The sequence below is a fragment of the Sanguibacter massiliensis genome, assembly GCF_900240335.1.
Lineage (GTDB): Bacteria > Actinomycetota > Actinomycetes > Actinomycetales > Cellulomonadaceae > Flavimobilis > Flavimobilis massiliensis.
In genome coordinates, this window is the sequence record NZ_LT964979.1 from 1,820,575 (window position 1) to 1,842,702 (window position 22,128).

The 22,128-nt window shown below is 69.6% G+C and carries 19 protein-coding genes; 13 read left to right on the plus strand and 6 right to left on the minus strand.

Annotated elements, in window-relative coordinates:
• Positions 1-563: 563 nt before the first annotated feature.
• Together nrdD and nrdG are read left to right on the plus strand one after the other, a co-directional pair.
• Entirely contained in the window at positions 564-2,783 is a 2,220-nt protein-coding gene (gene nrdD, locus C1729_RS08505) for an anaerobic ribonucleoside-triphosphate reductase (RefSeq protein ID WP_102510599.1), read from the plus strand.
• A gap of 5 nt (positions 2,784-2,788) precedes the next feature.
• Positions 2,789-3,403, plus strand: a complete 615-nt coding sequence (nrdG, locus tag C1729_RS08510) for an anaerobic ribonucleoside-triphosphate reductase activating protein (protein WP_102509563.1) — start codon at positions 2,789-2,791, stop codon at positions 3,401-3,403.
• A gap of 107 nt (positions 3,404-3,510) precedes the next feature.
• On the opposite strand, the gene C1729_RS14990 is transcribed toward nrdG, so the two are convergent.
• A complete protein-coding gene (locus tag C1729_RS14990) occupies positions 3,511-4,122 on the minus strand; it encodes a Fic family protein (protein WP_242493905.1) in 612 nt (203 codons plus the stop codon).
• Here C1729_RS14990 and C1729_RS14995 point away from each other — a divergent pair.
• From C1729_RS14995 to C1729_RS08525, 3 genes are all read left to right on the plus strand, one after another.
• A complete protein-coding gene (locus C1729_RS14995; protein ID WP_340637945.1) occupies positions 4,109-4,285 on the plus strand; it encodes a response regulator transcription factor in 177 nt (58 codons plus the stop codon). The genes C1729_RS14990 and C1729_RS14995 overlap by 14 nt on opposite strands.
• A 121-nt stretch (positions 4,286-4,406) precedes the next feature.
• Positions 4,407-5,291 (plus strand): M15 family metallopeptidase, encoded by an 885-nt coding sequence (locus C1729_RS08520; RefSeq protein WP_102509564.1) that lies wholly within the window; start codon positions 4,407-4,409, stop codon positions 5,289-5,291.
• 46 nt (positions 5,292-5,337) lie between these two features.
• Entirely contained in the window at positions 5,338-7,032 is a 1,695-nt protein-coding gene (locus C1729_RS08525; RefSeq protein WP_102509565.1) for a hypothetical protein, read from the plus strand.
• A gap of 16 nt (positions 7,033-7,048) precedes the next feature.
• On the opposite strand, the gene C1729_RS08530 is transcribed toward C1729_RS08525, so the two are convergent.
• On the minus strand, positions 7,049-7,312 hold the full coding sequence (locus tag C1729_RS08530) for a helix-turn-helix domain-containing protein (RefSeq protein ID WP_207204581.1): 264 nt from the start codon (positions 7,310-7,312) through the stop codon (positions 7,049-7,051).
• Positions 7,313-7,482: 170 nt separating this feature from the next.
• Here C1729_RS08530 and C1729_RS14760 point away from each other — a divergent pair, with 170 nt between their 5' ends.
• The 6 genes from C1729_RS14760 to C1729_RS08570 all read left to right on the plus strand — a co-directional run bounded on the left by C1729_RS14760 (position 7,483) and on the right by C1729_RS08570 (position 17,301).
• Positions 7,483-11,538, plus strand: a complete 4,056-nt coding sequence (locus C1729_RS14760) for an Eco57I restriction-modification methylase domain-containing protein (RefSeq protein ID WP_207204582.1) — start codon at positions 7,483-7,485, stop codon at positions 11,536-11,538.
• The gene (locus C1729_RS08550; protein ID WP_207204583.1) at positions 11,535-14,885 is read left to right on the plus strand and encodes an SNF2-related protein; all 3,351 of its coding nucleotides are present in this window, start codon (positions 11,535-11,537) and stop codon (positions 14,883-14,885) included. Before C1729_RS14760 ends, C1729_RS08550 begins: the two co-directional genes overlap by 4 nt.
• A gap of 44 nt (positions 14,886-14,929) precedes the next feature.
• The gene (locus C1729_RS08555; protein WP_102509570.1) at positions 14,930-16,045 is read left to right on the plus strand and encodes a DUF3320 domain-containing protein; all 1,116 of its coding nucleotides are present in this window, start codon (positions 14,930-14,932) and stop codon (positions 16,043-16,045) included.
• Complete coding sequence (locus C1729_RS08560) at positions 16,042-16,560, plus strand: GNAT family N-acetyltransferase (RefSeq protein WP_165375461.1); 519 nt, start codon at positions 16,042-16,044, stop codon at positions 16,558-16,560. Before C1729_RS08555 ends, C1729_RS08560 begins: the two co-directional genes overlap by 4 nt.
• A 137-nt stretch (positions 16,561-16,697) precedes the next feature.
• Entirely contained in the window at positions 16,698-17,015 is a 318-nt protein-coding gene (locus C1729_RS08565; RefSeq protein WP_165375462.1) for a type II toxin-antitoxin system TacA family antitoxin, read from the plus strand.
• A 22-nt stretch (positions 17,016-17,037) separates the two neighbouring features.
• Positions 17,038-17,301, plus strand: a complete 264-nt coding sequence (locus C1729_RS08570) for a ribbon-helix-helix domain-containing protein (RefSeq protein ID WP_102509573.1) — start codon at positions 17,038-17,040, stop codon at positions 17,299-17,301.
• A 27-nt stretch (positions 17,302-17,328) separates the two neighbouring features.
• Here the strand turns inward: C1729_RS08570 and C1729_RS14765 are convergent, their stop codons facing one another.
• Positions 17,329-17,580 (minus strand): hypothetical protein, encoded by a 252-nt coding sequence (locus C1729_RS14765; protein ID WP_207204584.1) that lies wholly within the window; start codon positions 17,578-17,580, stop codon positions 17,329-17,331.
• A 158-nt stretch (positions 17,581-17,738) separates the two neighbouring features.
• On the opposite strand from C1729_RS14765, the gene C1729_RS08580 reads away from it, so the two are divergent.
• The gene (locus C1729_RS08580) at positions 17,739-18,602 is read left to right on the plus strand and encodes a hypothetical protein (protein ID WP_102509574.1); all 864 of its coding nucleotides are present in this window, start codon (positions 17,739-17,741) and stop codon (positions 18,600-18,602) included.
• A 23-nt stretch (positions 18,603-18,625) separates the two neighbouring features.
• On the opposite strand, the gene C1729_RS08585 is transcribed toward C1729_RS08580, so the two are convergent.
• Together C1729_RS08585 and C1729_RS08590 are read right to left on the minus strand one after the other, a co-directional pair.
• Positions 18,626-19,585, minus strand: a complete 960-nt coding sequence (locus C1729_RS08585; protein WP_102509575.1) for a hypothetical protein — start codon at positions 19,583-19,585, stop codon at positions 18,626-18,628.
• A gap of 51 nt (positions 19,586-19,636) precedes the next feature.
• On the minus strand, positions 19,637-20,584 hold the full coding sequence (locus C1729_RS08590; RefSeq protein ID WP_102509576.1) for a hypothetical protein: 948 nt from the start codon (positions 20,582-20,584) through the stop codon (positions 19,637-19,639).
• 147 nt (positions 20,585-20,731) lie between these two features.
• Here C1729_RS08590 and C1729_RS08595 point away from each other — a divergent pair, with 147 nt between their 5' ends.
• Positions 20,732-21,019 (plus strand): hypothetical protein, encoded by a 288-nt coding sequence (locus tag C1729_RS08595; RefSeq protein WP_129590707.1) that lies wholly within the window; start codon positions 20,732-20,734, stop codon positions 21,017-21,019.
• 27 nt (positions 21,020-21,046) lie between these two features.
• Here the strand turns inward: C1729_RS08595 and C1729_RS08600 are convergent, their stop codons facing one another.
• A complete protein-coding gene (locus C1729_RS08600) occupies positions 21,047-22,126 on the minus strand; it encodes an aspartate-semialdehyde dehydrogenase (protein WP_102509578.1) in 1,080 nt (359 codons plus the stop codon).
• Between the last annotated feature and the right edge of the window lie 2 nt (positions 22,127-22,128).

The following is a 22,128-nucleotide window of genomic DNA, read 5'->3' on the forward strand; positions in this document are numbered from 1 at the left end:
ACAAAGTTGCGGGTAGCCGGGCGGGCGCCACTAGGCGCAGGGCAGCGACGGATCGTCAGGGAAGTGGACGGCGTAGACGTCGGGCAGCGTGATCGTCAGGGTGCGTGGCAGGCCCAGGGCGACGACGCGCAGCTCGACGCTGCGCACCGCGTGCGCGGCGTCCTCCGAGGTGACGGGGAGGCCCCGACACCCCTCCGGGACGAAGAACTCAAGGGCAACCGAACCGCCCTTCGGGATCGCCGTCGTCGCCGTGGCGACGACGGGTGTGGAGCCGACGAAGAGTCACACCGCGATGCCGATGGCGGCGACCGCGGCCCAGCCCTTCCACCTGGCGCCGCGGGGCGTGGCGGGCTGATCGTCGGGCGCGCCGGGGCGCGCGACGGCCGGGAAATGACACGCGTGAAATCCGTGGCGGATTCCCGCCCCTGGGAGGGCGTCACGCGAGCCGGCCGGGACCTAGGTCCCACGGCTCAGAAACCACTAGATCTAGTCTTGCAACCGCGCACCACCACTAGATGTAGTGCTTAGCCGACGGAGACAGGGCGGGGATCAACGTGACGATCATGCTGGACGGAACCGAGCAGGACGCACGCCAGGAGGACACCCTCACCGTCCGCAAGCGGGACGGCCGCGCGCTCCCCTTCGACACGAGCCGCATCACCGCCGCCATCACCAAGGCGTTCGTCGAGGTGCACGGCGATATCACCGCGCTCCACCAGCTCACCATCACCGACCTCGTCGAGCGAGCCCTCGCCGAGCTCCACGCACGCTACACGGGCGTCGTGCAGATCTACGAGATCCAGAACGTCGTCGAGCACACCCTCCTGTCCTCCCACGAGTACGACGTCGCCAAGGCGTATATCGACTACCGCGTGCAGCGCGATCTCGCGCGCTCCCAGGCGCTCGACGTCAACCACTCGATCGACCAGCTCGTCGGCAGGGACTCGACCGTCGTCCACGAGAACGCCAATAAGGACGCCGACGTCTTCAACACCCAGCGGGACCTCACGGCCGGCGCGGTCGGCAAGGCCATCGGCCTGCGCATGCTTCCCCCGCACGTCGCGAACGCGCACGCCAAGGGCGACATCCACTACCACGACCTCGACTACCACCCGTACGCGCCGATGACGAACTGCTGCCTCATCGACTTCAACGCGATGCTCTCCGAGGGCTTCCGCATCGGCAACGCGCAGGTCTCCCCGCCCCGCTCGATCCAGACGGCGACCGCGCAGATCACGCAGATCATCGCGAACGTCTCCTCGAGCCAGTACGGCGGCTGTTCCGTCAACCGCATCGACGAGCTGCTCGCTCCCTACGCGGAGCTCAACTACGCGAAGCATCTCGCCGAGGCCGAGCAGTGGATCGACGACCCGGCGAAGCGCGACGACTACGCGCACGCGAAGACGCGCAAGGACATCTACGACTCGATGCAGTCGCTCGAGTACGAGATCAACACGCTCTTCACGTCCAACGGGCAGACGCCGTTCACGTCGGTCGGCTTCGGCCTCGGCACGAGCTGGTTCTCGCGCGAGATCCAGCGGGCGATCCTCGAGGTGCGGATCCTCGGCCTCGGCCGCGAGCGCCGCACGGCGATCTTCCCGAAGCTCATCTTCACTCTGCGCCGCGGCACGAACCTCGAGCCTGCCGACCCGAACTACGACCTCAAGCAGCTCGCCGTCGAGTGCTCGACGAAGCGCATGTACCCGGACATCCTCAGCTACGACAAGATCGTCGAGCTCACCGGCTCGTTCAAGGCGCCGATGGGCTGCCGCTCGTTCCTCCAGGGCTGGACGGACGCCGAGGGCAACGACGTCGTCGAGGGCCGCATGAACCTCGGCGTCGTGACGCTCAACGTGCCGCGCATCGCGCTCGAGACCCGCGGTGACCTCGACGCGTTCTGGGCGCTGCTCGACGAGCGGCTCGACACGGTGCACGACGCGCTGCTCTTCCGCGTTGAGCGCTGCAAGGAGGCGGTGCCGGCGAACGCGCCGATCCTCTACCGTCACGGGGCGTTCGGTCAGCGTCTTGCGCCGTCCGACGACGTCGATCAGCTCTTCCGCGACGGTCGCGCGACGGTGTCGCTCGGGTACATCGGCCTCTACGAGGCGGCCGCCGCGTTCTTCGGCGGCGACTGGGAGTCGAACCCGGAGGCGAAGGAGTTCACGCTGCGCGTCCTGCGGACGCTTGCCGACCACGCGAAGGCGTGGACGGCGGAGCACCACTACCAGTTCTCGGTCTACGCGACGCCGAGCGAGTCCCTCACGGACCGTTTCGCGCGGCTCGACGCGAAGAAGTTCGGCGACGTCGAGAACATCACCGACAAGGGCTACTACACGAACTCCTTCCACTACGACGTCCGCAAGGCACCGACGCCGTTCGAGAAGCTCGACTTCGAGATGGAGTACGCGCCGCTGACGTCGGGCGGGTTCATCCACTATTGCGAGTACCCGGTCCTCCAGCAGAACCCCAAGGCTCTCGAGGCTGTGTGGGACTACGCGTACGACCGCGTCGGCTACCTCGGCACGAACACGCCGATCGACCACTGCCTCGAGTGCGACTACAAGGGCGACTTCACGCCGACGGCCCGCGGCTTCGCGTGCCCCGCGTGCGGTAACGACGACCCGCGGACGTGCGACGTCGTCAAGCGCACGTGCGGCTACCTCGGCAACCCTCAGCAGCGGCCCATGGTCAAGGGGAGGCATGTGGAGATCTCGTCGCGCGTCAAGCACATGGCGGGCTCGACGGGTTCGCTGCCCGACGGCTCCGCGCCCGCTGCGGGCTGAGCCTCGTGTCGCGTGACCCCCTGCCCGACTGGCGGTCCGACCGTCTCAGCCAGGACCGCGTCGCCGACTACAAGCCGTTCGTCATGGTCGACGGCGAGGGCGTGCGCTGCTCGCTGTACGTGAGCGGCTGTCCGTTCGCGTGCGAGGGCTGCTTCAACGAGGCGGCGTGGTCGTTCCGGTACGGGCAGGTGTTCGACGACGCCCTCGCCGAGCGCATCGCCGCGGACCTCGCGCACCCGGCCGTCCAGGGCCTCACCCTGCTCGGCGGGGAGCCGTTCCTCAACACCGCCGTGTGCCTGCGGGTCGTGCGCCGGCTGCGCGCTGAGCACGGGCGGGCCAAGGACGTGTGGGCGTGGAGCGGCTACACGTTCGAGGAGCTCCTCGCCTGGGCAGTTGCGGGGCACGACGACAAAGCCGAGCTCCTCACCGAGGTCGACGTGCTCGTCGACGGCCGCTTCGACCTTGCGCAGCGCGACCTGCGGCTCGCGTTCCGCGGCTCGCGCAACCAGCGGGTGCTCGACGTGCGGGCGTCGCTCGCGGCGGGGCACGCGGTCACGTGGGTGGGCGTGGCCGACGCGTCCGCGGCGGCCGAGCAGATCGACCGGCGGGCGCTCATCTAGACGGCCCCTCCCGCCCCCCGCGCTTCCCGACGGAATGACGGGTGCCCCATTGAACGGGGGAACCCGTCATTCCGTCGGGTGCTCCGTGGCGACGCCGGAGGGGTGAGTCAGCACCAGTCGACCGGCTGCGCGAGCCGCGACCGCATCCACGGGTAGGGGTCACGCATGCGCTCAGCAGGGGCCAGCGATCCGACGATCTCGTCGAGCCGCGTGCCACGAACGTAGTGACGTCCGCGGGTCTCGCCGACGGCTTCCAGAAGGCCGGCATCGACTAGTGCACGCAGGTCGCGCGTCGCGGTCCTCTCGTCGACGTCCCCCTGTGCGATGTAGGTCGACCTCCGGACCCGGAACTTCAGTGCCGCGGAGTAGAGGACGTCGAGCATGCGTTCGGGGAGGCGGCGGGCTTCGAGCTCGTCGACGAGCCGGCCGTAGAGTTCGTCGGTCCGCGCGATGCGTCGGAGCACCGTCTGCGCCTGCATGTGGTGCGCCAGCGCCGCGCGCACCATGGCGTCGACCTCGGCGTGCGCCTCGAAGCCGCGTACGAGGTCGTCGACGGCATCCGCACGGTCGCGCGCGGCGAGTCGCTCCTCGCGCCGGGTGTCACCCGGACGCTCATCGGCCGGTACGCCGAACGTGTGCGCCCGGCCGAAGCCTCGGCGAAGGCGCGCGGCGACGTCGTGCGCCCCCTCGCGGCCCGAGCTCGAGGTGCTCGTCCACATCGCCCGCGGCCTCTCCAACGCCGAGATCGCCGCGGCGCTCGTCATCACATCCGAGACCGTCAAGACGTACGTCTCGCGCATCCTCGCGAAGCTCGCGCTCCGCGACCGTGTGCAAGCGGTGGTGCTCGCGTACCGGGTGGGGCTCGTGGCCGTCGGTGACTGAACCCGCCCCCGGCGGAGAATCCGCTCCGATGGTTGCTGGGAGCAGCCATCTGCGCAGATTCTTCGAAAACCGCCCGGGCTGGCAGTATCGCTGGGACGTCGTTCGGCGGGATCATTGGTGCATGCACTCGCAGCGATGGACAGGGATCGTCGTCGTGCTCACGCTCACGTTCGGTGTCGGCACGGGGGCGGCCGCCGCCGCCCCCACGCCACAGGCGCACGTCGTCGCCGCGACCGACGCGGCCCCCGCGGCCGACGCGGCCCGGCCACCGGTCACCGGCGGGTTTCGCACCTTCTGGCTGCGCGTGCGCGGCGCCGACGGGTTCCTTGGCGAGCCGCTCGCCCCCCGCGCCTGCACCAAGGCCCGCACCCGGTGCAGCCAGCGCTTCGAGGGCGGCACGCTCACGTGGCGCAAGGGCTCGCGCGTCGAGGTCGCCGAGAGCCGTGAGACGTCGTCCGTGCTCGTCGTCGTCAACAAGCGTCGGCCTCTCTCCCCGCGGACGTACGCACCGCCGAAGCTCCGGACCGTCAAGGGTTCGAACCAGCGGCTGCGACCCCAGGCCGCGACCGCCCTCGAGAAGCTCATGCGTGCTGCCGCGGCCGACGGCGTACCCCTCAACGTCCGCAGCGGCCACCGCTCCTACGCGACACAGAAGAGCGTCTACGCGCGCTGGGTCCGCACCTACGGCAAGGCCCGCGCCGACCGGATCTCCGCGCGCGCCGGACACTCCGAGCACCAGACGGGGCTCGCCGTCGACGTCCTCACGCGCGGCCACTCCTTCGGGACGTTCGGGCGGACGCCACAGGCCCGGTGGGTCGCGCGCAACGCGCACCGCTACGGGTTCATCGTGAGATACCGCGCCGGGCAGGAGAAGGTCACGGGCTACTCCCCCGAGCCGTGGCACCTGCGGTACGTCGGCGTCGCGCTCGCTCGGGACATGCGCCTCGCAGGCTCGAGGAGCCTCGAGGGGCACCTCGGGATCGCTGCGGCGCCGGGGTATCGGTAGGCGCCTCTGGCGCCGAGCGGCGCACGCCCTGCTCGACTGGGCGTCGGTGACGATCAAGACGCTTGCCGACCGGGACGGCGCGTGCACGGACCCGAGCCACGGCCATCCCGTCCACGCGCCGGCACCGCACCGGCCAACGCTCCTCGGGCTCGTCGAGTCGTTCGTCGAGGTGCCGTGCACGGAGACGACGGCTGCCCTCCACGTCCTGCGGGCGCTCTCCGACGACGACGATGTCCGCGCGGTCGCCACGCACGGGCTCGCGACGCGACGCCACCCGATGCCGTTGTGGCTCGCGCACCTCGACGAGGCTCAGTGTGTGCCGGACGTCGTGAGGATCACCGAGGAGCTGGGGGACTCGACGTCGTGGATCGTCGGGGTGAGGCTCGTCGGCGGCGAGCAGATCGCGCTCATGCTCCGCACGGACACCAACGCGCTCGGCGAGGTCGCGGACGCGTTCCCCCTGGACCGCACGGTGCGTGAGGCGATGACGATGGTCGTCGACACTCTCACGCCGGGCATGGACGTCGCCGTCGTCGACGGCGCGGCAGCTCGCGCGGCGCTCACGCTGGGCTTCAAGATGAGCGACGACGTCACGCTCGACGACGTCGACCCCGACGACCCGGATCCCACGTGGCCGCGCACGCGGCCCGTCGCGCGGTGGGCGGTCTCGCTGCTGCCCGACGGTGGCGCGGTGCCGTCGTACGACGACTGGGACGACGCCCGGCGCAACGCCTTCCTCGTTGACCTGCTCGACTCCCCCGAGCTCGCACCCGTGCTCGCGCGCGACCCGGAGGCGACGGCCTCGCTTGCGCGGCTCGCGCTCGATGTCTCGCTCGACGTGTTCGGCGACGACCCCGAGCGGTGGAGCCCCCGCAAGTTGGCGATCCTGCTCCTCGACCACGTGCCGCGCAAGGTCATCGCGCCGTCGCACGAGTTGCTGGGGCTGACCGACGTCATGGCGGCCTGGGTCGAACGATCGATCCGGGTGCGGGGCCCGAGCGCCGAGGCCGCACGCGATCTGCGTGCGGTGATGCCGGAGCTCGCGGGGGAGTTCCGCCATGCTCTCGACGAGGCGTCCGCGCACCCGAGCATGTCGATGCAGGCGATCCTTGACGCGACGGGGCTGCGGTCGGTCGACGAGCTGGCGGCGCTCGATCCCGGCGAGCTCATGGCGCTGCTGCCCGTGGGCTTCGGAGTCGTCTCCGACGACCCCGGGAACCGCAGCACGGCGCACCTCCTCGCCGCGGCCGCGGGCGGCCGCTATCGGATCCGCGGGCTCACCACCGAGCCCCTGCCCGACGAGCCCTTCGACCCGAGCGGCGTCCCCGCCGATGTACTCCCGCGGCTGACGACGTGGCTCGGTCTCGCGGAGACCGTGCTCGCCCGCATCGCCCCCGACGACGTCGAGCTGCGGACAGCACTGCGCCGCACGGCCGCAGCCATCGCCGTCGGGAACCCGGACTTCCTGCGCCGCAAGAGCGACGACGCGCGCGGAGCCGCCGCACTGCTCACCCTCGTCCTTCAAGCCCACGGCGTCATCGGCTGGAACCGGGTGATGCGCCAGTCCCAGATCGTCGCGGAGTTCGGCCTCACCGGCTCCGTGACTCAGCGCATGGAACCGATGCTGCGCGGACTCGGCATCTCCCGCGACGCCTCCAACTGGGGGCTCGGCGATCCCGCGCTGCTCACCTCGCGGCAGCGCACGGTGCTCATCGACATGTGGGACGAGTACGGGGACTGACGGGTTGCGGGTCGGCTCAGACGCGTAGTCCGTCGACGAGGTCCGAGACCTTGCAGTCGAGGGCGTGCGCAAGGTCGAGCAACGTCGACAGGCGCGGGTTCGCCGGCGCCTTCTTCGCACGGTCCGAGAGGCCCGACTCGAGCAGCTGGTAATGGTTGCGGCTCAGACCCGCACGCTCCGCGGCCTTCTCCTGCGTGAGCCCGACGGCCTCGCGCTGATCCCGCAGGCGCCTCGCGAGAGCCAGCGCTAGCTGGGTCTCGATCGGGGATTCGCGGGTCACGTACTCAACCGTCCGTGACCACTGCGCTAGTGTCTGCCATGTAGACATGGCCTTGTGTGCATGGCCCTGCCGGGGCGGAGCCATGTGCGCTTCCTGCAGCCCTCGCAGGCCATGTGTACATGGCATCGGTGCGGGCCGCTCGGGGCGGTTCGCTGACCAGGGGACCTGCCATGAACGGTGCACCGCTGCTTCCGACGATCAAGTCGCGTTCCTGGGAGCCGGAGTGGCTGCCCGAGGGATGGGTCGCCGGCGAGAGATACGCGTCGGGGTCGGCCACGGCTCCGTTCGAGGTTGTCGTCGCCCGCGCGTCGGCTGCCCCGCGGGTCGCTGATGCGACGCGCGTGTGGAAGGCCCGCCATGGGGGGCGGGCACTCGATGTCCTGCTGGTCGTCACTCATGGCGATACCGCCCTCGTCGTTGGGGTCTCGAACGCGTCACACGGCGGTGGGGTACCGCTGTCGCGGGTCACCGCGTGCTGCACGGAAGCGATGACGACGTCGAGCCCGACGGCGTTGCGGTCTGCTCTCGCGCCTCTCTTCGCCAGCGATCCAGCGGCTGCTGAGGGCCTGACGAACAAGGGGCTCTTCGCGACGCACGCGCTCACTAGCTTCAGCAAGCGGCATCCCGACGTGTGGGCGGCAGCGTCCGAACTATCGCGCGGCATCCGTGAGCGCTCCGGGACTGACGCCCTCACGCACCTCGGGTGGTCCGTGGGGATGCACGGCGACGCGTACGTACTGCGCACTGACGACGAGGCGCACGCGGTCGCGGTACTGCTCGAGGGCGATGAGGTGTTCGACCGGCCATCACTGCGATTCGGTCTCGGCACTTCTCCGGTCGAGCACGCCCTTGCTCTGGCCGCGAAGCAGAAGGTCGCGTGGGTGCAGGCGGTCCAGGGGAAGCGAATCCGGCTCTACCCGGTACCTCACGACCTGGGAGTGCGCCGCACGGGTGTGACGAGCTACACCGAGATCAACCTCGCTCATCTCGGCGACGACGAGCTGGGGTACGTCGGACTGCTGCTCTCCCCCGAGGCGCTGCGAGACGGTGGGACGGCCTTCCAGATCGTCGAGGAGTCGCGGATCCGAGCAACCGAGCTCGGCACGCGACTGCGCGAGAGGATCTACGTCGATGTCGTCCCGCACCTCGCGGAGGCCGTCGCGCGACGCATGACACCTCCAGAAGAGGCTCTCGACGAACGCGGGCTCGCCGACGCGTACCACCGCACGCTCGTCATCCTCTTCCGGACATTGTTCGTCGCCTACGCCGAGGACAGAGACCTGCTACCGCTCGTCGGCCCGAACGCGGCGGGCTACGACAGGGTGGCGCTCAAGAACCGTGCGACCGAATGGGCACGCTCGATCCCAGCATTCTCACCGACCGCCACCGACCTCTGGGACGATCTCCGTGCCATCTGGTCAGCCGTGCACGACGGCAGCACAGAGTGGGGCATCCCCGCTTACGGCGGCAGCATCTTCGATGACGCGCTCGAGGATCGTCCGACACTCGCGGGGCTGACTCTCACCAATGCGGAGATCGGCCCTGCACTCCTGGCTTTGCTCGTCGACAAGGACATTGACGACGAGCCAGGGCCGGTCGACTTCGGGGCGTTGAGCGTCCGCGAGTTTGGCACGATCTACGAGGGGCTGCTCGAGTCGTCGCTGTCGACGGCGCCCGTCGACCTCACGCTCGATGCCGAGCAGAACTACGTCCCTGCCAGCGGCAATGATGAGGTTACGGCGCGGGCTGGCGACGTCTATTTCCACAACGCGTCTGGAGCACGCAAGGCGACGGGCTCGTACTTCACCAAGGAGTTCGCGGTCGAGCACCTCCTGAGCACGTCGCTCGAGCCGACACTCGAAGACCACCTCGACTCAGTTGCCAAGTTGCTCGATGCAGGGCGGACCGCCGACGCGGCGGCTCTGTTTTTCGATTTCCGTGTCGCCGACATCGCGATGGGATCGGGCCACTTCCTCGTCGGTGCGCTCGACGTGCTCGCTCGGAGGATGAGCGTCTTCCTCGCGGACCATCCGATCGACGCGGTCACGACTGAGCTCGACTCCCTGCGCGGCGAGGCGCTCCGTGCGCTCGAACGTGTCGGGCGTACCGCGGACGACGTCGCGTTGAGCCAGGAGGCGTTGCTGCGCCGCCAGCTCGCCAAGCGATGTTTGTACGGCGTCGACATCAACCTCGTCGCCGTGGAGCTCGCGCGCCTCGCACTGTGGATCCACACGTTCGTGCCGGGTCTGCCGATGTCGAGCCTCGACCAGCACCTCATCCACGGGAACTCGCTCACGGGCATTGCCTCCACGGACGAGCTCCTCGAGATCCTCGAGCCCGGCGCGACAAACGTCACGGGTGGCGTCGCTCAGAGCCTCTTCCATGATGAACTCCTCGACGGGCAGCATCGCGCGAGCACGACCCTGCGACGGGCCGCACTGCTGTCCGAGGCGACGATCGCCGAGACCGTCCTCGCGGAGGAGATCCGGGCGCAGGCCCAAGCGGACCTCGCCCCAGTGCGAGCGGTGTACGACGTCGCCTTCGCGAGTCGACTTCGCGAGACGTTTCCGGAGGACCAGCTCCCTGATGTCCGGACCATCGCCGCTGTCGGCTGGGACGCCCTGGCGGCCGCAGCAGGGCGGCCTTCTGTGCAGGGTCTCGTCGAGGACTTGCAGCCGGTGCACTTCCCCGTGGCTTTCCCCGAAGTCTTCGACCGGGATCGCCCAGGGTTCGACGTCGTCCTCGGCAACCCCCCGTGGGAGAAGGTCCATGTCGAGACGCATCAGTGGTGGGGGCTGCGGCTTCCCGGATCACGGTCGTGGTCCACCGCGAAGCGAGACGCGGCCATCGCGGAGATTCGTCGCACCCGCCCTGACCTGGAGAGCGCTTTCCAGACAGATCTGATGCTCAGCGAACTCGCGCGCGCCGCACTTCGGGTCGGTCCATTCCCGGGCATCGGAAGCGGCCACATCGATCTCTACAAAGCGTTCTGCTGGCGCGATTGGGGTCTCCTGCGGGAGGGCGGCCGCGCGGGTGTCGTGTTCCCTCGCGGCGCGTTCTCGGGAAGTGGGACCGCGGCATGGCGCACCGACGTCATCGGGCACGGGGCCTTCGACGCAGTCACGTTCCTGGACAACAACCGATGGTGGGTCTTCGACAACGTCGACGTGCGCTATACGACGGCGTTGACAACGTTCCGCCGCGGGGGCTCCAGTCTCGTCCGCTTCAACGGGCCCTTCCACTCGAGGGCGGAGCTCGACGCGGGTGCTGCCTCGTACATCACCGTCGAGGGCGGTGAGTTCCTCTCCTGGTCAGGCGGAGCGACCTTCCCTCTCTTGCCGTCGGGGGCTTCCGCCTCGGTGTTCGCACGGTTGAGGAGGTCGCCGCGGTTCGACGGGGCAGGAGGGCACCCGCTCGCGTTCCGCGCGGTTCAGGGAGACATCAACGCAACCCAGCAGAAGGGGCTGCTCAACCTCAGCAGCAGAGCGCCAGCGCAGCACGAGCTCCCAGTGCTCGCAGGCAAGTCGTTCTACCTCTGGGACCCCGACTTCGGCGAGCCGTACGCGACCGTCGACCGCGCAGAGCTCGAACGTCACTTGCTCACGAAGCGGATCCGACAGTCGCGGACGTCATCGTCGGCGTTCTTCGGGATCCCGGCGGCTTCTCCGGAAGAGCTGCCTCTTGCAAGAGCGCGAATCGCATTCCGAGACGTAACGAACCAGACGAACTCGCGGACGGTCATCTCAGCACTGATCCCTCCCCACACCTCGGTGACCCACAAGGCGCCGTTCCTCTTCCGGCACTCACAGTCGGCACCTGACGAGGCCTACTTCCTCGGCGTGCTGTCCTCGATTCCGCTCGACTGGTACGCGCGCCGATTTGTCGAGCTGACGCTTTCGTTCGAGATCCTCAACGCCCTCCCGATCCCACGCCCGCCACTCTCCTCACCGCTTCGTGCCCGCGCCGTCGAGATCTCGGGCCGTCTCGCGGCCGTCGACGAGCGGTTCGAGGAATGGGCCGCGGAGGTGGGGGTGCCTGTCGGCTCTGTCACCGACGACGTCATGAAGCAGGACCTCGTCGCAGAGCTCGACGCCCTCGTCTCCTTGCTCTACGACCTCGAGCGGGACGACGTCGTGCACATCTTCGAGACGTTCCATCGCGGCTGGGACTATGGGCCACGCCTCGCGTCTGTTCTCCGCCACTTCGACCGGTGGAGCGACAGGTGACCGCGCCCCGTCCAGAGTTTTCGACCAACCATCCGGCCTCAGACATCACGGGAGGACGTTCCGTCGCACGCGACCTCACCAACGTCGTGGGTCACTACGTCGGCAAGAGCGCAGGCCCGGTGCAGCTCGATATCGCTACGGCCTACTTCAACGTGGGCGGCTTCCACGTCATCGCCGAGGCGCTCGACAGCGTCTGGCCCGTGCGCCTCCTCATCGGCGCGGAGCCGACGGACACCCAGCAGCGCACTCGGCTCACACCCCTGACAGACCACGCCTCGAACGATCTCAACCCTGAGCTCTCCCAGGCGCTCGACGACAACCTCGCGGCCCTCGCCGAGGAGCGTGACCTGGTGGGCTTCGGCCGCGAGCCCGACGCAGCCGCAGAGCGGCTCATCGAGTGGCTCGAACGTGAGGACGTCCACGTCCGACGACTCGAGAAGGGCTTCCTCCACGGCAAGGCGTACATCGTCGCTGACGACGTCGTCGTCGCAGGTTCGTCCAATCTCACCTATGCGGGCCTCATGCAGAACCGAGAGCTCAATGTCGGTGTCTACAACCCGACGCCCATCGCGGAGATCCACGCGTGGTTCGCCGAGCTCTGGGACGACGCCACCGACTTCGACCTCGCCGCCCTCTACCGCGCGCGGCGTGTTCCCCACGAGCCGTGGGTCGTCTTCCTCCGCATCCTTGACGAGCTCTACGGCGCCACTCTCGAGGCAGAGCTCGATACGTCGAACGAGCTGGGCCTCCGGCCGTTCCAGATCGACGGTGTCGCGCGCGCCCGCCGGATCCTCCAACGGCGACGTGGCGTCATCGTCGCCGACGAGGTCGGCCTCGGCAAGACGTTCATCGCCGGGGAACTTATCCGTCGAGCGTCTGTCGAGCACCGGCAGAAAGTTCTCGTCATCGCGCCGGCAACCCTGCGGGACTCGACGTGGCACCCGTTCCTCGACGAGAAGAACCTCAAGGCAACCGTCCTGTCGTACGAGGAGCTGACGAAGAGGTACGCGGAAGGCACGCTCAGCGACGCGGCCGCGGACGAGTTCGCGCTCATCGTCGTCGACGAGGCCCACAACCTCCGCAACGCACACGCAGAACGTTCCAGGACCATGCGCAAGGTGCTCGGTGGCGCCAACCCCAAGGACGTCGTCCTTCTCACCGCGACGCCCGTCAACAACGGACTCCAGGACCTGCGGACCCTCGTCGGGTACATCAGTCCGTCCGACTCCGAGTTCGCCGACATCGGCATCCCCTCGATCGACGAGTACATCCGTCGCGCGATGGCGATCGACCCCGACGAGCTCACGGGCGCTGCCCTCTTCGACCTCATCGACGCGATCACCGTCCGCCGCACCCGCAGTTTCATCACCTCGCAGTACCCCGGGGAGGCGACCTTCCCGCAACCGGTTCTCGCCACCGTGACGTACAGGCTCGACGACGTCCTCCCGGGGATCTTCGACCGCGTTGCCGCCGCCCTTGGCAAGGACACCGACGACGCCCTCACCGATACCACCGACTCGTCGCTCACCATGGCGCGCTACGTCCCGTCGCGCTTCCTGCGCACCGACGGCGACGTCGCGCAGTACCAGGTGCAGAACGCGGGCCTCCTCAGGTCGGCGCTGCTCAAACGCTTCGAGTCCTCGCACGTCGCGTTTGCACGGACACTGACGACGATGATCCGGGCGCACGACGCGTTCCTCGACGCCCTCGACCAGGGACGGGTCCTCATCGGTGATGCCCTGCGCGAGTGGGCCGCATCCGACTCCGACGACATCGACGCGGTGCTCAGCGGCATTGACGACGATGGGGGTCTCGAGCTCACCGACCTCCGTCTCTACGACGAGGACGCCCTGCGCGAGTGCGTCTGCGCAGACAAGGCTCTTCTCCAGCAGCTTCACGACGACGTCGACGGCCTCTCGTGGCAGAACGACCCGAAGATCGCCGCACTCCGGGAGGAGCTCGTCGAGATCGCACGGGTTGCCCGAGAGACGGGCATCGGTGACCAGGACACGCGGGACAAGCGCAAGGTCCTCGTGTTCACCTACTTCGCCGACACTGCGGACTACCTCAGCGAGGCACTCGCCGAGCTTGTCGCGACCGACGACGAGCTCGCCGACTACCGGGGCCGCATCGTGTGCGCGACCGGGCGCGACCGCCTCGAGCGCCAGGACGCCATCGAAGGCTTCGCACCAGCAACCGCCAAGCACAACGGAGACTGGACGAAGCTCGCCGAGGGCGACGACAGGTACGACCTCGCGATCGCCACGGACGTCCTCGCGGAGGGAGTCAACCTTCAGCAGGCCGGCCACATCATCAACTACGACCTGCCCTGGAACCCCATGCGCCTCGTCCAGAGGCACGGCCGAATCGACCGCATCGGATCACGTCACGCCAAGATCCACCTCCGGTCCTTCTTCCCGGACGACCACCTCGAGGAGCTTCTTGGACTCGAGAAGCGCATCCAGGTCAAGCTCAAGACCGCCGGCGCGACGTTCGGCACCGGGCACGTCGTCGCCTCGGTCGAGGCCGTGGAGAGAAACCTCACGGAGACGCGCGCCGAGATCGAACGCTGGCGTCTCGAGGACGCAGGCATCGTCGACGCAAGCGCCACGGCCAGCTCGGAGGAATACCGCAGGCGCCTCGAACGCGCATTCAAGTCCACCGATATGCGCCGCCGGGTTACCGAACTGCCATGGGGTGCGGGGACTTGGCTTCGCGACGACGCGGCAACCCCGGGCGTCGTCATGTGCGTCAAGGTCGCCGACCACGCGCGGCCGCAGCTCCGCTGGGTCCCGTTCGTCGACCACCATGGCGACGCGACCTGGCCGGGTCCCCGCTACGACCTCGCGCGCATCGGCGACGAGGTCGCACTCGACAGCTCGACGCTCGTCGCACTGCAGAAGGCCGACCCCGGCACCTCGGACCGCCGCGCAGACCCTGTGGATCCACGGCCCGACGACCTTCTCGACGCGGTCTATCGAGCCTGGGACGTCGTGCAGCGGGACGTGCTCACCGAGTGGAACCGCCAGGCGAGCACGCCTCAGGAGCCCGTCGTGCCCAAGCAGATGCGGGACGCCGCCGAGCTCGTCCTCCGTCACGGAGATGTGCTCGGTGACGCGACCGACACACTGCACCGGCGGCTCAAGCAGAACGTCGAGAACCGCGTCGTACGCGAAGTACGACGCGTCGTCAGGGAGAACGCGACGAGCGCGACCGCGACGGTCACAGCGCTCGCTCAGCTCGCCGACGAGCTTCGCCTCAGAGTTCCGGTCCGGCCCGAACCGCTGCCGGAGGTCGAGCTCGAGGACGTTCGCCTCGTCGCCTGGGTCGCGGTTCATCGCGGATGAATGTCCGTGGCTCCCGATACGGTCGGTGACGAACGGAGGATCACATGACATACGACGCGCGCATCGCGGTATCGGCCGGGCTCGATCATCTTGCCGACCGTCTCGGGCCGATCATCGCCGAGAGACTCCCGGTCGACCTCGCCGGGCTGCCCTGGACGGCGGTGCTCAACCAGCTCGACCAGATTGCTGGCCGCCCGCCACGCGTCTACAGCGCGACTGATCTGCAGGCACAGCTGAAGATGCTCACTCGCCGGCTCGGAGCGCTCGGGTACCCGTTCGACGACAGCAAGCAGACAGTGAGCACGCTCGGCCGTGAGCTGACGATCGTGCGCAATGCTCGTGCCCACGGCGACGACTTCAGCGCGCTCGACGCGTGGCGCGCGCTGGACTACTGCGTCCGGTTGCTCGAGCACTTCGGTGACGGGGGCGCAGACCGTGCACGCGAGCTGCGCCACGCAACCTTCGAGGTCTATGTCGCGGAGCAGGGAGTCGGCGCTGCCGCGCCCGCGCCACTCCCACCAGCAGAAGTCGAGCCCGCACCGACCACTGCACGCTCCGTCGACGTCGTGACGCCACCCGCGGGCGCATTCGACCGCGACACGACACCGGACGCCACTGTCGTGGGCGAGGCCCGCATGCCGTTCGAACCGTGGGCCGTCGTCGCCGCGGGCGAGGTCGACGTCCTCGACAACCTGCGCAAGGTCCCCGCGAAAAACAAGGTCCGGGCCGTCGCCTCAGAGATCGTCGACGCCGAGTGGCCGATCCACCTCGACCGGCTCACCGCCCTCGTCGCCGCGTCGTTCGGCCTCAGGCGCATGCATCCGCCCCGCGCGAAGAAGATCAGTCACCAGGCACGCCAGGCCGGCGTCTGCGTCGACGAGCACAACTTCGTCTGGCCTGACGCCGAGACCGCCGAGACCTGGACGGAGTTCCGTCCCAACGCGAGCAACGTGCCCCGGCCTTTCGAGCACGTGAGCCCCGTCGAGATCGCCAACGCCCTCGCTTTCCATCGGGAGCACCTGCCGGACGCCGACGAAGACACCATCGCGCGCGCCACGCTCCAGACCTTCGGCCGGTCCCGCCGCACCAAGTCCGTGGATGCGCACCTCGCGCTCGCGACCGCCGTTGCATCTCAGATCGCCCCGGTGACCGCATCGTGACGATCCTGCGGATCGACCCCTTCAACGCCGACATCGTGAGGGCCTCACCGTTCGACTGCGGCGAGCCCGAGCTGAACGCCTGGCTGGCACGCTACGCAGGCCAGAACGAACGCAAAGGCTCGCCCCGCACACGGCTACTCCTCGACGTTAACGAGTGCTGCGTCGCGGGCTACGTCTCGACAACAGCGTTTCAGCTGGAACCTGCCAAAGGCGCGACTGCTGTCGGCGCCAGCGGGCGGTACCCGATCTCTGCCGTTCTCATCGCACGCCTCGCCATTCACCGCCCCTATCAGGGGCAGGGTGCGGGCGGCCTGCTTCTCACTGCCACGCTCGAGTCACTCGCTGATGCCTCGAAGACTGTCGGCTTCGAGATCATCGTCGTCCACGCGCTGCATGAGACAGCCGCTGGCTTCTATCTACGCCACGGCTTCCGGCGATCACTCGATGAGCCACGCACCCTCTACATGACGGTGACTGACCTTCGCGCGGCGTTCGGTTCCTCGAACGTGCAGTAGCGCGCCCTTGACGCGTACTCACCTGGTGTGTACGTTCAAGACATGTTCAGCGTACACACCAGGTGAGTACGCCACGACACATGCCCCTCACGCATCACCCTCCACGCTCCGCACCGCGTGGGGGCGAAGGAGTACTCGTGAACGCCCACACGGCAACATCCACTCGATCCGAGCGTCTCAACCTCCGGATCTCCCCCGACGCGCTGCAGACGATCCGTGCCGCCGCCGCCGCACAGCAGCAAGACGTCACGTCCTTCGTCCTCGGCGCCGCGCTCGACTCCGCGCGCGACGTTCTGCTGCGCGAGCAGATCATGTACCTCACACCCGAGGGCATGAAGCAGATTGAAGACGCCCTTGACGCTGAGCCGCGCGCGATCCCTGAGCTCGTCGACGCGATTCAGAAGAGCCGGCAGCGGTTCGGAGTCTCCCAGACCACGGGTCACGCCGTCCGGTAGTTCGGCCTGAGGAGCTGAGCACATGGACAAGCACACCGACGTCACCGGCACCGCGTTCACGGATGCCGACATCGAGCGATGGGCTGCAGTCGCGGAGTCGGACGCGGGCTACACGGGCGATCACCTCGGCGTAGCACGCCCCGGCCGCCCCGTGAGCGTCGGCGCGCACGCGAAGCCCTTCACCCTCCGGCTCGACGCAGCACGCCGCGCCAAGCTCGACGAGGCCGCTCAGGCCCGCGGCACGACACCGTCCCAGCTGGTGCGCGACCTCATCGACTCGCTCTGAGCCGTCAACCCCGGCCCCGTCGGCGACTCACAGACCCACAGGTTCCGCCTCCCCAGGCGGCTCCCACCCCATCGCGGCCTGCGCCCCTCGCAGCACAGCGGCAGCTGGCGTGAGCCGCATGAGGCCGTTCCGCACGGTCTGCCGCCAGCCACCACCGAGGTGCGCGCCGAACCGCCCGGACGCGACCGACGCCCGCGCAAGTGACCGGCACCGCGGGCGTCGGGCAGCGTCGAACCCGGCGAGCGCGGGCGCGAGCCTGCCACCTGCCGTGTGCGCCATGGTGGTTCCTCGGGGCGTTCGACGATGTTCTCTCATGCTACGGCGCGACCTCGGAGCGGCCCGGGTGCGCATGCCCACAGGAACGTCGTGAGCGACCGTCGTCCACAGATTTCGCCGCCACCCTCGCGACGTCTCGCAGACGCACCTAGCGTCCCCGCATGACCTCATCCTCGAGCGCACGCACGTGCAGCACCCACCGTCCCGCCGGCGCCCGTCACGACCGCACGGGCCGCTTACGTCAGCCCGGGCTCGAAGCGATCGTCGCGTCCTTCGACACCGCGCTCGCCTCACCGCTCGCGACCGACCTCATCGGTCAGGTCTCTCGGACGCTCAGCCCGCTCGAGCCTGCCGCGCGACTCACCGCCGAGACCATGCGGCACCTCGGCGACATCCGCGCCGTCATCGAGGCGCTCCTCGCGACGGACACGCCAGGCTCGACGGCCGCGCTGCACCTCATCGTCCCGATGTCGTGCGACCGCGAGATCTGGCGCCGTTCCCAGAACGAGCTCGCGACGCGCAGCACGCCCGTCCCCACCTGGGTCGAACGCTTCGGCGAGATGCGCGCAGCCATGCCCGCCCGGCTCGTCATTGACCCCGTCCGTGACACCGAGACGCTCGTCATCGGTGCTCACCTCGCAGGGATCGACCTCGCCGACGTGCACGCGTCCCTCGCAGGCCTCGGGCTCGACCTTGCGGGTCGTGGCGAGCAGACCGACGCAGACCTCTCGCTGCCGCCCCTGCCGGCGCTCGACGCGTTCACGCTCGTCGTGACGCTCGACGTCAGCACCGCCCGCCGCGTGCCCCTGGAGGTGCTGCTCGTGCTGCACCGTCACGACAGCATCGCCGCCCGGCTCTGCGCGATGGACGGCCCCGCGTCGAGCATCCGCGAGATCACGGGTCACGCTGCCCGCGAGATCGCTGAGCACGTGCTCGAGGCCGCAGATCCTACGATGCCGCTCGACGACGACTCCACGGCGGTCCTGCCGCTCCTGCGATGCCTCTCCGAGCGCCTCGTCGCATGACTGCGACGGCGCACGAGCGCCGCTCACCGCGCTGCGAGGATCTCCGCCCGCTCCTCGTCGAGGACCCGCAGCCGTCCCGCGACCGCTCCGGCGCGCGCCCCGAGCTTCGTCTCGATCTGCCGCACCGCGGCGAGCGTGCGCTCGGCATGCGCCCGCGCGTCGGCGATCTTGTCCCGCACCGTGAGGTCGGAGAGGAACCAGTCGAACCACACGTCAGCGACGCGCGTCATCTCACCGATCCCCACGCCGCCCACCCCGGCGAGCCGGACGTCGCTCAGCTCAGCGTCGAGCCGCACGAGCGCGTCGTTCGCCGCCCGCAGCTCCTCGGTCGCGCGGTCGATCGCCTCGTACTTCATAAGGTCGCCGACGAAGCCGCCGCCGAAGAACGTGTCGTAGGTCGCCCAGCCGCCCGCCGACCTCAGGGACTCGCACGCCCGCGCGAGGAGCGCCGCCGCCGTCGACGCAGCGGACTGCGCCTCAGCGATCTCCGTCGCCTCCGCGCGCAGCGCCGCCGCGCGCCCCGCGACGTCCTCGAGCCGGCGGCCGTCCTCACCGCCCTGCGCGATGACCCACGCCTCGAGTGCGGCGCGCGCCCGCGCGACCCGCGAAGCCGCGTCACGGCTGTCGACGAGCCGCGCCTCGATGCTCTCGACGTGCGCGACCGCGGCCGCGTGCCGGTCGACCGCGAGCGTGTGGCCGGCCTCGGCCCGCGCCTGCTCCGCCTTCTCACGCAGCAGGTCCTCGTACGTCGTGCCACGCACGGCGGCGCCGAGGCGCCGCCATGAGAAGCCCTCGAGCCTGCGCACGTCGTCGGTCTCCCGGCGCAGCAGCGCGGCCGCCGCCGTCACCTCGGCGGCTTGCGCGGCGACGGCGCCACGCGCCTCCCGGAGCGCGACCTCGAGCGCGTCGTTCTCCGCGAGCGCACGCAGCGCGTCCTCGAGCTCATCCTGCGGCGTCCGACCTGCGGTGTTCCCCTGTGTCATGGGAGGCAGCGTAGTGGGCACGACGATGCTCGCGGCACGCGGTTGGGCGTGTCAGCTGCGCGCGAGGATCGTCGATCGCTCCTCGTCGAGAGCGCGGATCCTCGCTTTGACGTCCGACGCTCGTGACGTGAGGGAACGCTCAAAGTGGCGCGCTGTCGAGAAGGCGTCGCGCACGCGCGACCTCGTCCGCACGAGCTCGCGCCCCGATCCGGCCCGGAAGACGAACGCATCGGTCCAGGCCTCCGCCGACATGGGCAGGCGGTCCAGCCCGACGGACCCCATGCGCACGACCCTGACGTCAGCGAGCTCGGCGTCGAGCCTCGCGACTGCCGCCGTCGCACGCCGCACGTCCTCTGCGGCGATCGCCAGCGCTTCCCACGGTGCGCCGGACACCACGAGCACCCTGCGCGAGGCCACGATCTCGATCGCCTCGTCGAGCGACGCCTCGGCCCGTGCCAGGAGCATCGCCGCCGTCGACGCCGCCGAGACCGCCTCGGCAAGCTCGGTCCCCTCGGCGCGCAGCGTCGCCACCTGCGTCGCGATCTCCTCGAGCCTGGCGCTGCCGCTCCCACCGTGCGCCAGGAGCGCACGCTCGAGCTCGCCACGCGCGCGCCGCACCCGTGCCTCCGCGTCCCGCGTCCGCGCGAGCCGCGCACGCAGCTCGTCGGCGTGCGCGACGGCTGCCTCGTGCTGGTCGACCGCAAGCACGTATGCGGCCTCGGCGCGCACCACCTGCGCCCTCTCGCGGCTCAGCTCCTCGTGGGTCGTCCCGCGGACCGCTGCCATGAGCCTCCGCCACGTGGCCCCCTCGAGCGCGCGCACGTCCTCCGACTCCGTGACGATCAGCGCCCGCGCCGCCGTGACCGCTGCCGTCCTCTCCGCGACCACCGCGCGGGCCGCGCCGAGCGCGTCCTCGAGCGGAGCCCGCTCCGCAAGAGCCGCGAGCGCCCTCTCGAGCTCGTCCTGCGGCGTCCGTCCTGCGGTGCTCCCCTGTGTCATGAGAGGGAGCGTAGTGGGAGGAGAACATCCTTGCGCGGAAAAACGGACCAAGAGGGGGCATCCCCCGGTCCCTCACTGGTGTGAGGACGCAACCACGGAACATCCGCAGACCGATGTACGACTCCCCCTACGAGAGTCATGGTTCGGTTGCTCGTACGTCTGATCGTCTCTCTCGGCGCCACCGCACTCGGACTCGTCATCGCGGGCGCGCTCGTCGTCGGGTTGAGTGTCGGGTGGCGAGAGTTCGTCGCCGTCGTCATCATCGCGGCGCTGCAGTCCGTGCTCGCCGTGTTCTACGTGCGGCCGGTGGCGTCGCTCGGTCCCTCTGGTCACGAGCCGCTGCGGCCGTGCGACACCGGGACCATCGCGCTGGGCGCCGGGGCCACCGCGCAGTGCGCTTGCCGACGTCACGCACGACGGGCCCGGTCACCGTGAGGTGACCGGGCGCGTCATCTGCCGGTGTCAGCCCTGGTAGGCGGCACGCACCTCGGCGAGGCGCGGCGCGACGACCTCCGCGACCTGCACCGCGTTGAGAGCGGCACCCTTGCGGAGGTTGTCGTTGCTGATGAACAGCGCGAGGCCCTTGCCACCGGGCACGGACTGGTCGACGCGGATGCGGCCGACGAACGACGGGTCGGCGCCCGCCGCCTGCAGCGGGTTCGGCACGTCCGTCACCTCGACGCCGGGTGCCGCCTCGAGCAGCGCCGTGGCCTGCTCGGGCGAGATCGGCTCGCCGAACTCGGCGTTGACGACGAGCGAGTGGCCCGAGAACACCGGGACGCGCACGCACGTGCCCGAGACTGCGAGGTCGGGGAGGCTGAGGATCTTGCGCGACTCGTTGCGGAGCTTCTGCTCCTCGTCGGTCTCGAGCGAGCCGTCGTCGACGATGCTGCCCGCGATCGCGACGACGTTGAACGCGATGTTCCGCACGTACGTGCTCGGCTCGGGCAGCGTCACAGCGGAGCCGTCGGTGACAAGCTCCTCGAGCGCGACGTCGCCCGCGACGGCGGCACGCACCTGGTCGGCGAGCTCCGTCGCCCCGGCGAGGCCCGAGCCCGAGACCGCCTGATACGTCGAGACGATGAGGCGCTGCAGGCCGCCGGCCGCGTCCGAGAGCGGCTTGAGGACGGGCATCGCGGCCATCGTCGTGCAGTTGGGGTTCGCGATGATGCCCTTACGGGCCTCGACGACGGCGTCCGGGTTGACCTCGGACACGACGAGCGGCACGTCCGGGTCGAGGCGCCACGCGGACGAGTTGTCGATGACGATCGCGCCCGCGGCGGCGAACCGCTCAGCCTGCGCCTTCGACGTCGCACCCCCGGCGGAGAACAGCGCGATGTCGATGCCCGCAAGGTCAGCGGTCGCGACGTCCTCGACGACGACGTCCGTGCCCTTCCAGTCGAGCACCTTGCCCGCCGAGCGGGCCGACGCGAAGTAGCGGATCGTGCCGACCGGGAAGTCCCGCTCGACGAGGAGGCGCCGCATGACGGCACCGACCTGACCGGTCGCACCGACGACGGCGACAGTGAGGTTCTGCGACATGG

What these genes read in the sequence shown, in the direction of transcription:
- nrdD (WP_102510599.1), top strand. Translation starts at nt 564, where the DNA reads ATGCTGGACGGAACCGAGCAGGACGCACGCCAGGAGGACACCCTCACC.
- C1729_RS14990 (WP_242493905.1), bottom strand. Translation starts at nt 4,122, where the DNA reads ATGTGGACGAGCACCTCGAGCTCGGGCCGCGAGGGGGCGCACGACGTC.
- C1729_RS08520 (WP_102509564.1), top strand. Translation starts at nt 4,407, where the DNA reads ATGCACTCGCAGCGATGGACAGGGATCGTCGTCGTGCTCACGCTCACG.
- C1729_RS14760 (WP_207204582.1), top strand. Translation starts at nt 7,483, where the DNA reads ATGAACGGTGCACCGCTGCTTCCGACGATCAAGTCGCGTTCCTGGGAG.
- C1729_RS08555 (WP_102509570.1), top strand. Translation starts at nt 14,930, where the DNA reads ATGACATACGACGCGCGCATCGCGGTATCGGCCGGGCTCGATCATCTT.
- C1729_RS08570 (WP_102509573.1), top strand. Translation starts at nt 17,038, where the DNA reads ATGGACAAGCACACCGACGTCACCGGCACCGCGTTCACGGATGCCGAC.
- C1729_RS14765 (WP_207204584.1), bottom strand. Translation starts at nt 17,580, where the DNA reads ATGGCGCACACGGCAGGTGGCAGGCTCGCGCCCGCGCTCGCCGGGTTC.
- C1729_RS08580 (WP_102509574.1), top strand. Translation starts at nt 17,739, where the DNA reads ATGACCTCATCCTCGAGCGCACGCACGTGCAGCACCCACCGTCCCGCC.
- C1729_RS08585 (WP_102509575.1), bottom strand. Translation starts at nt 19,585, where the DNA reads ATGACACAGGGGAACACCGCAGGTCGGACGCCGCAGGATGAGCTCGAG.
- C1729_RS08590 (WP_102509576.1), bottom strand. Translation starts at nt 20,584, where the DNA reads ATGACACAGGGGAGCACCGCAGGACGGACGCCGCAGGACGAGCTCGAG.
- C1729_RS08600 (WP_102509578.1), bottom strand. Translation starts at nt 22,126, where the DNA reads ATGTCGCAGAACCTCACTGTCGCCGTCGTCGGTGCGACCGGTCAGGTC.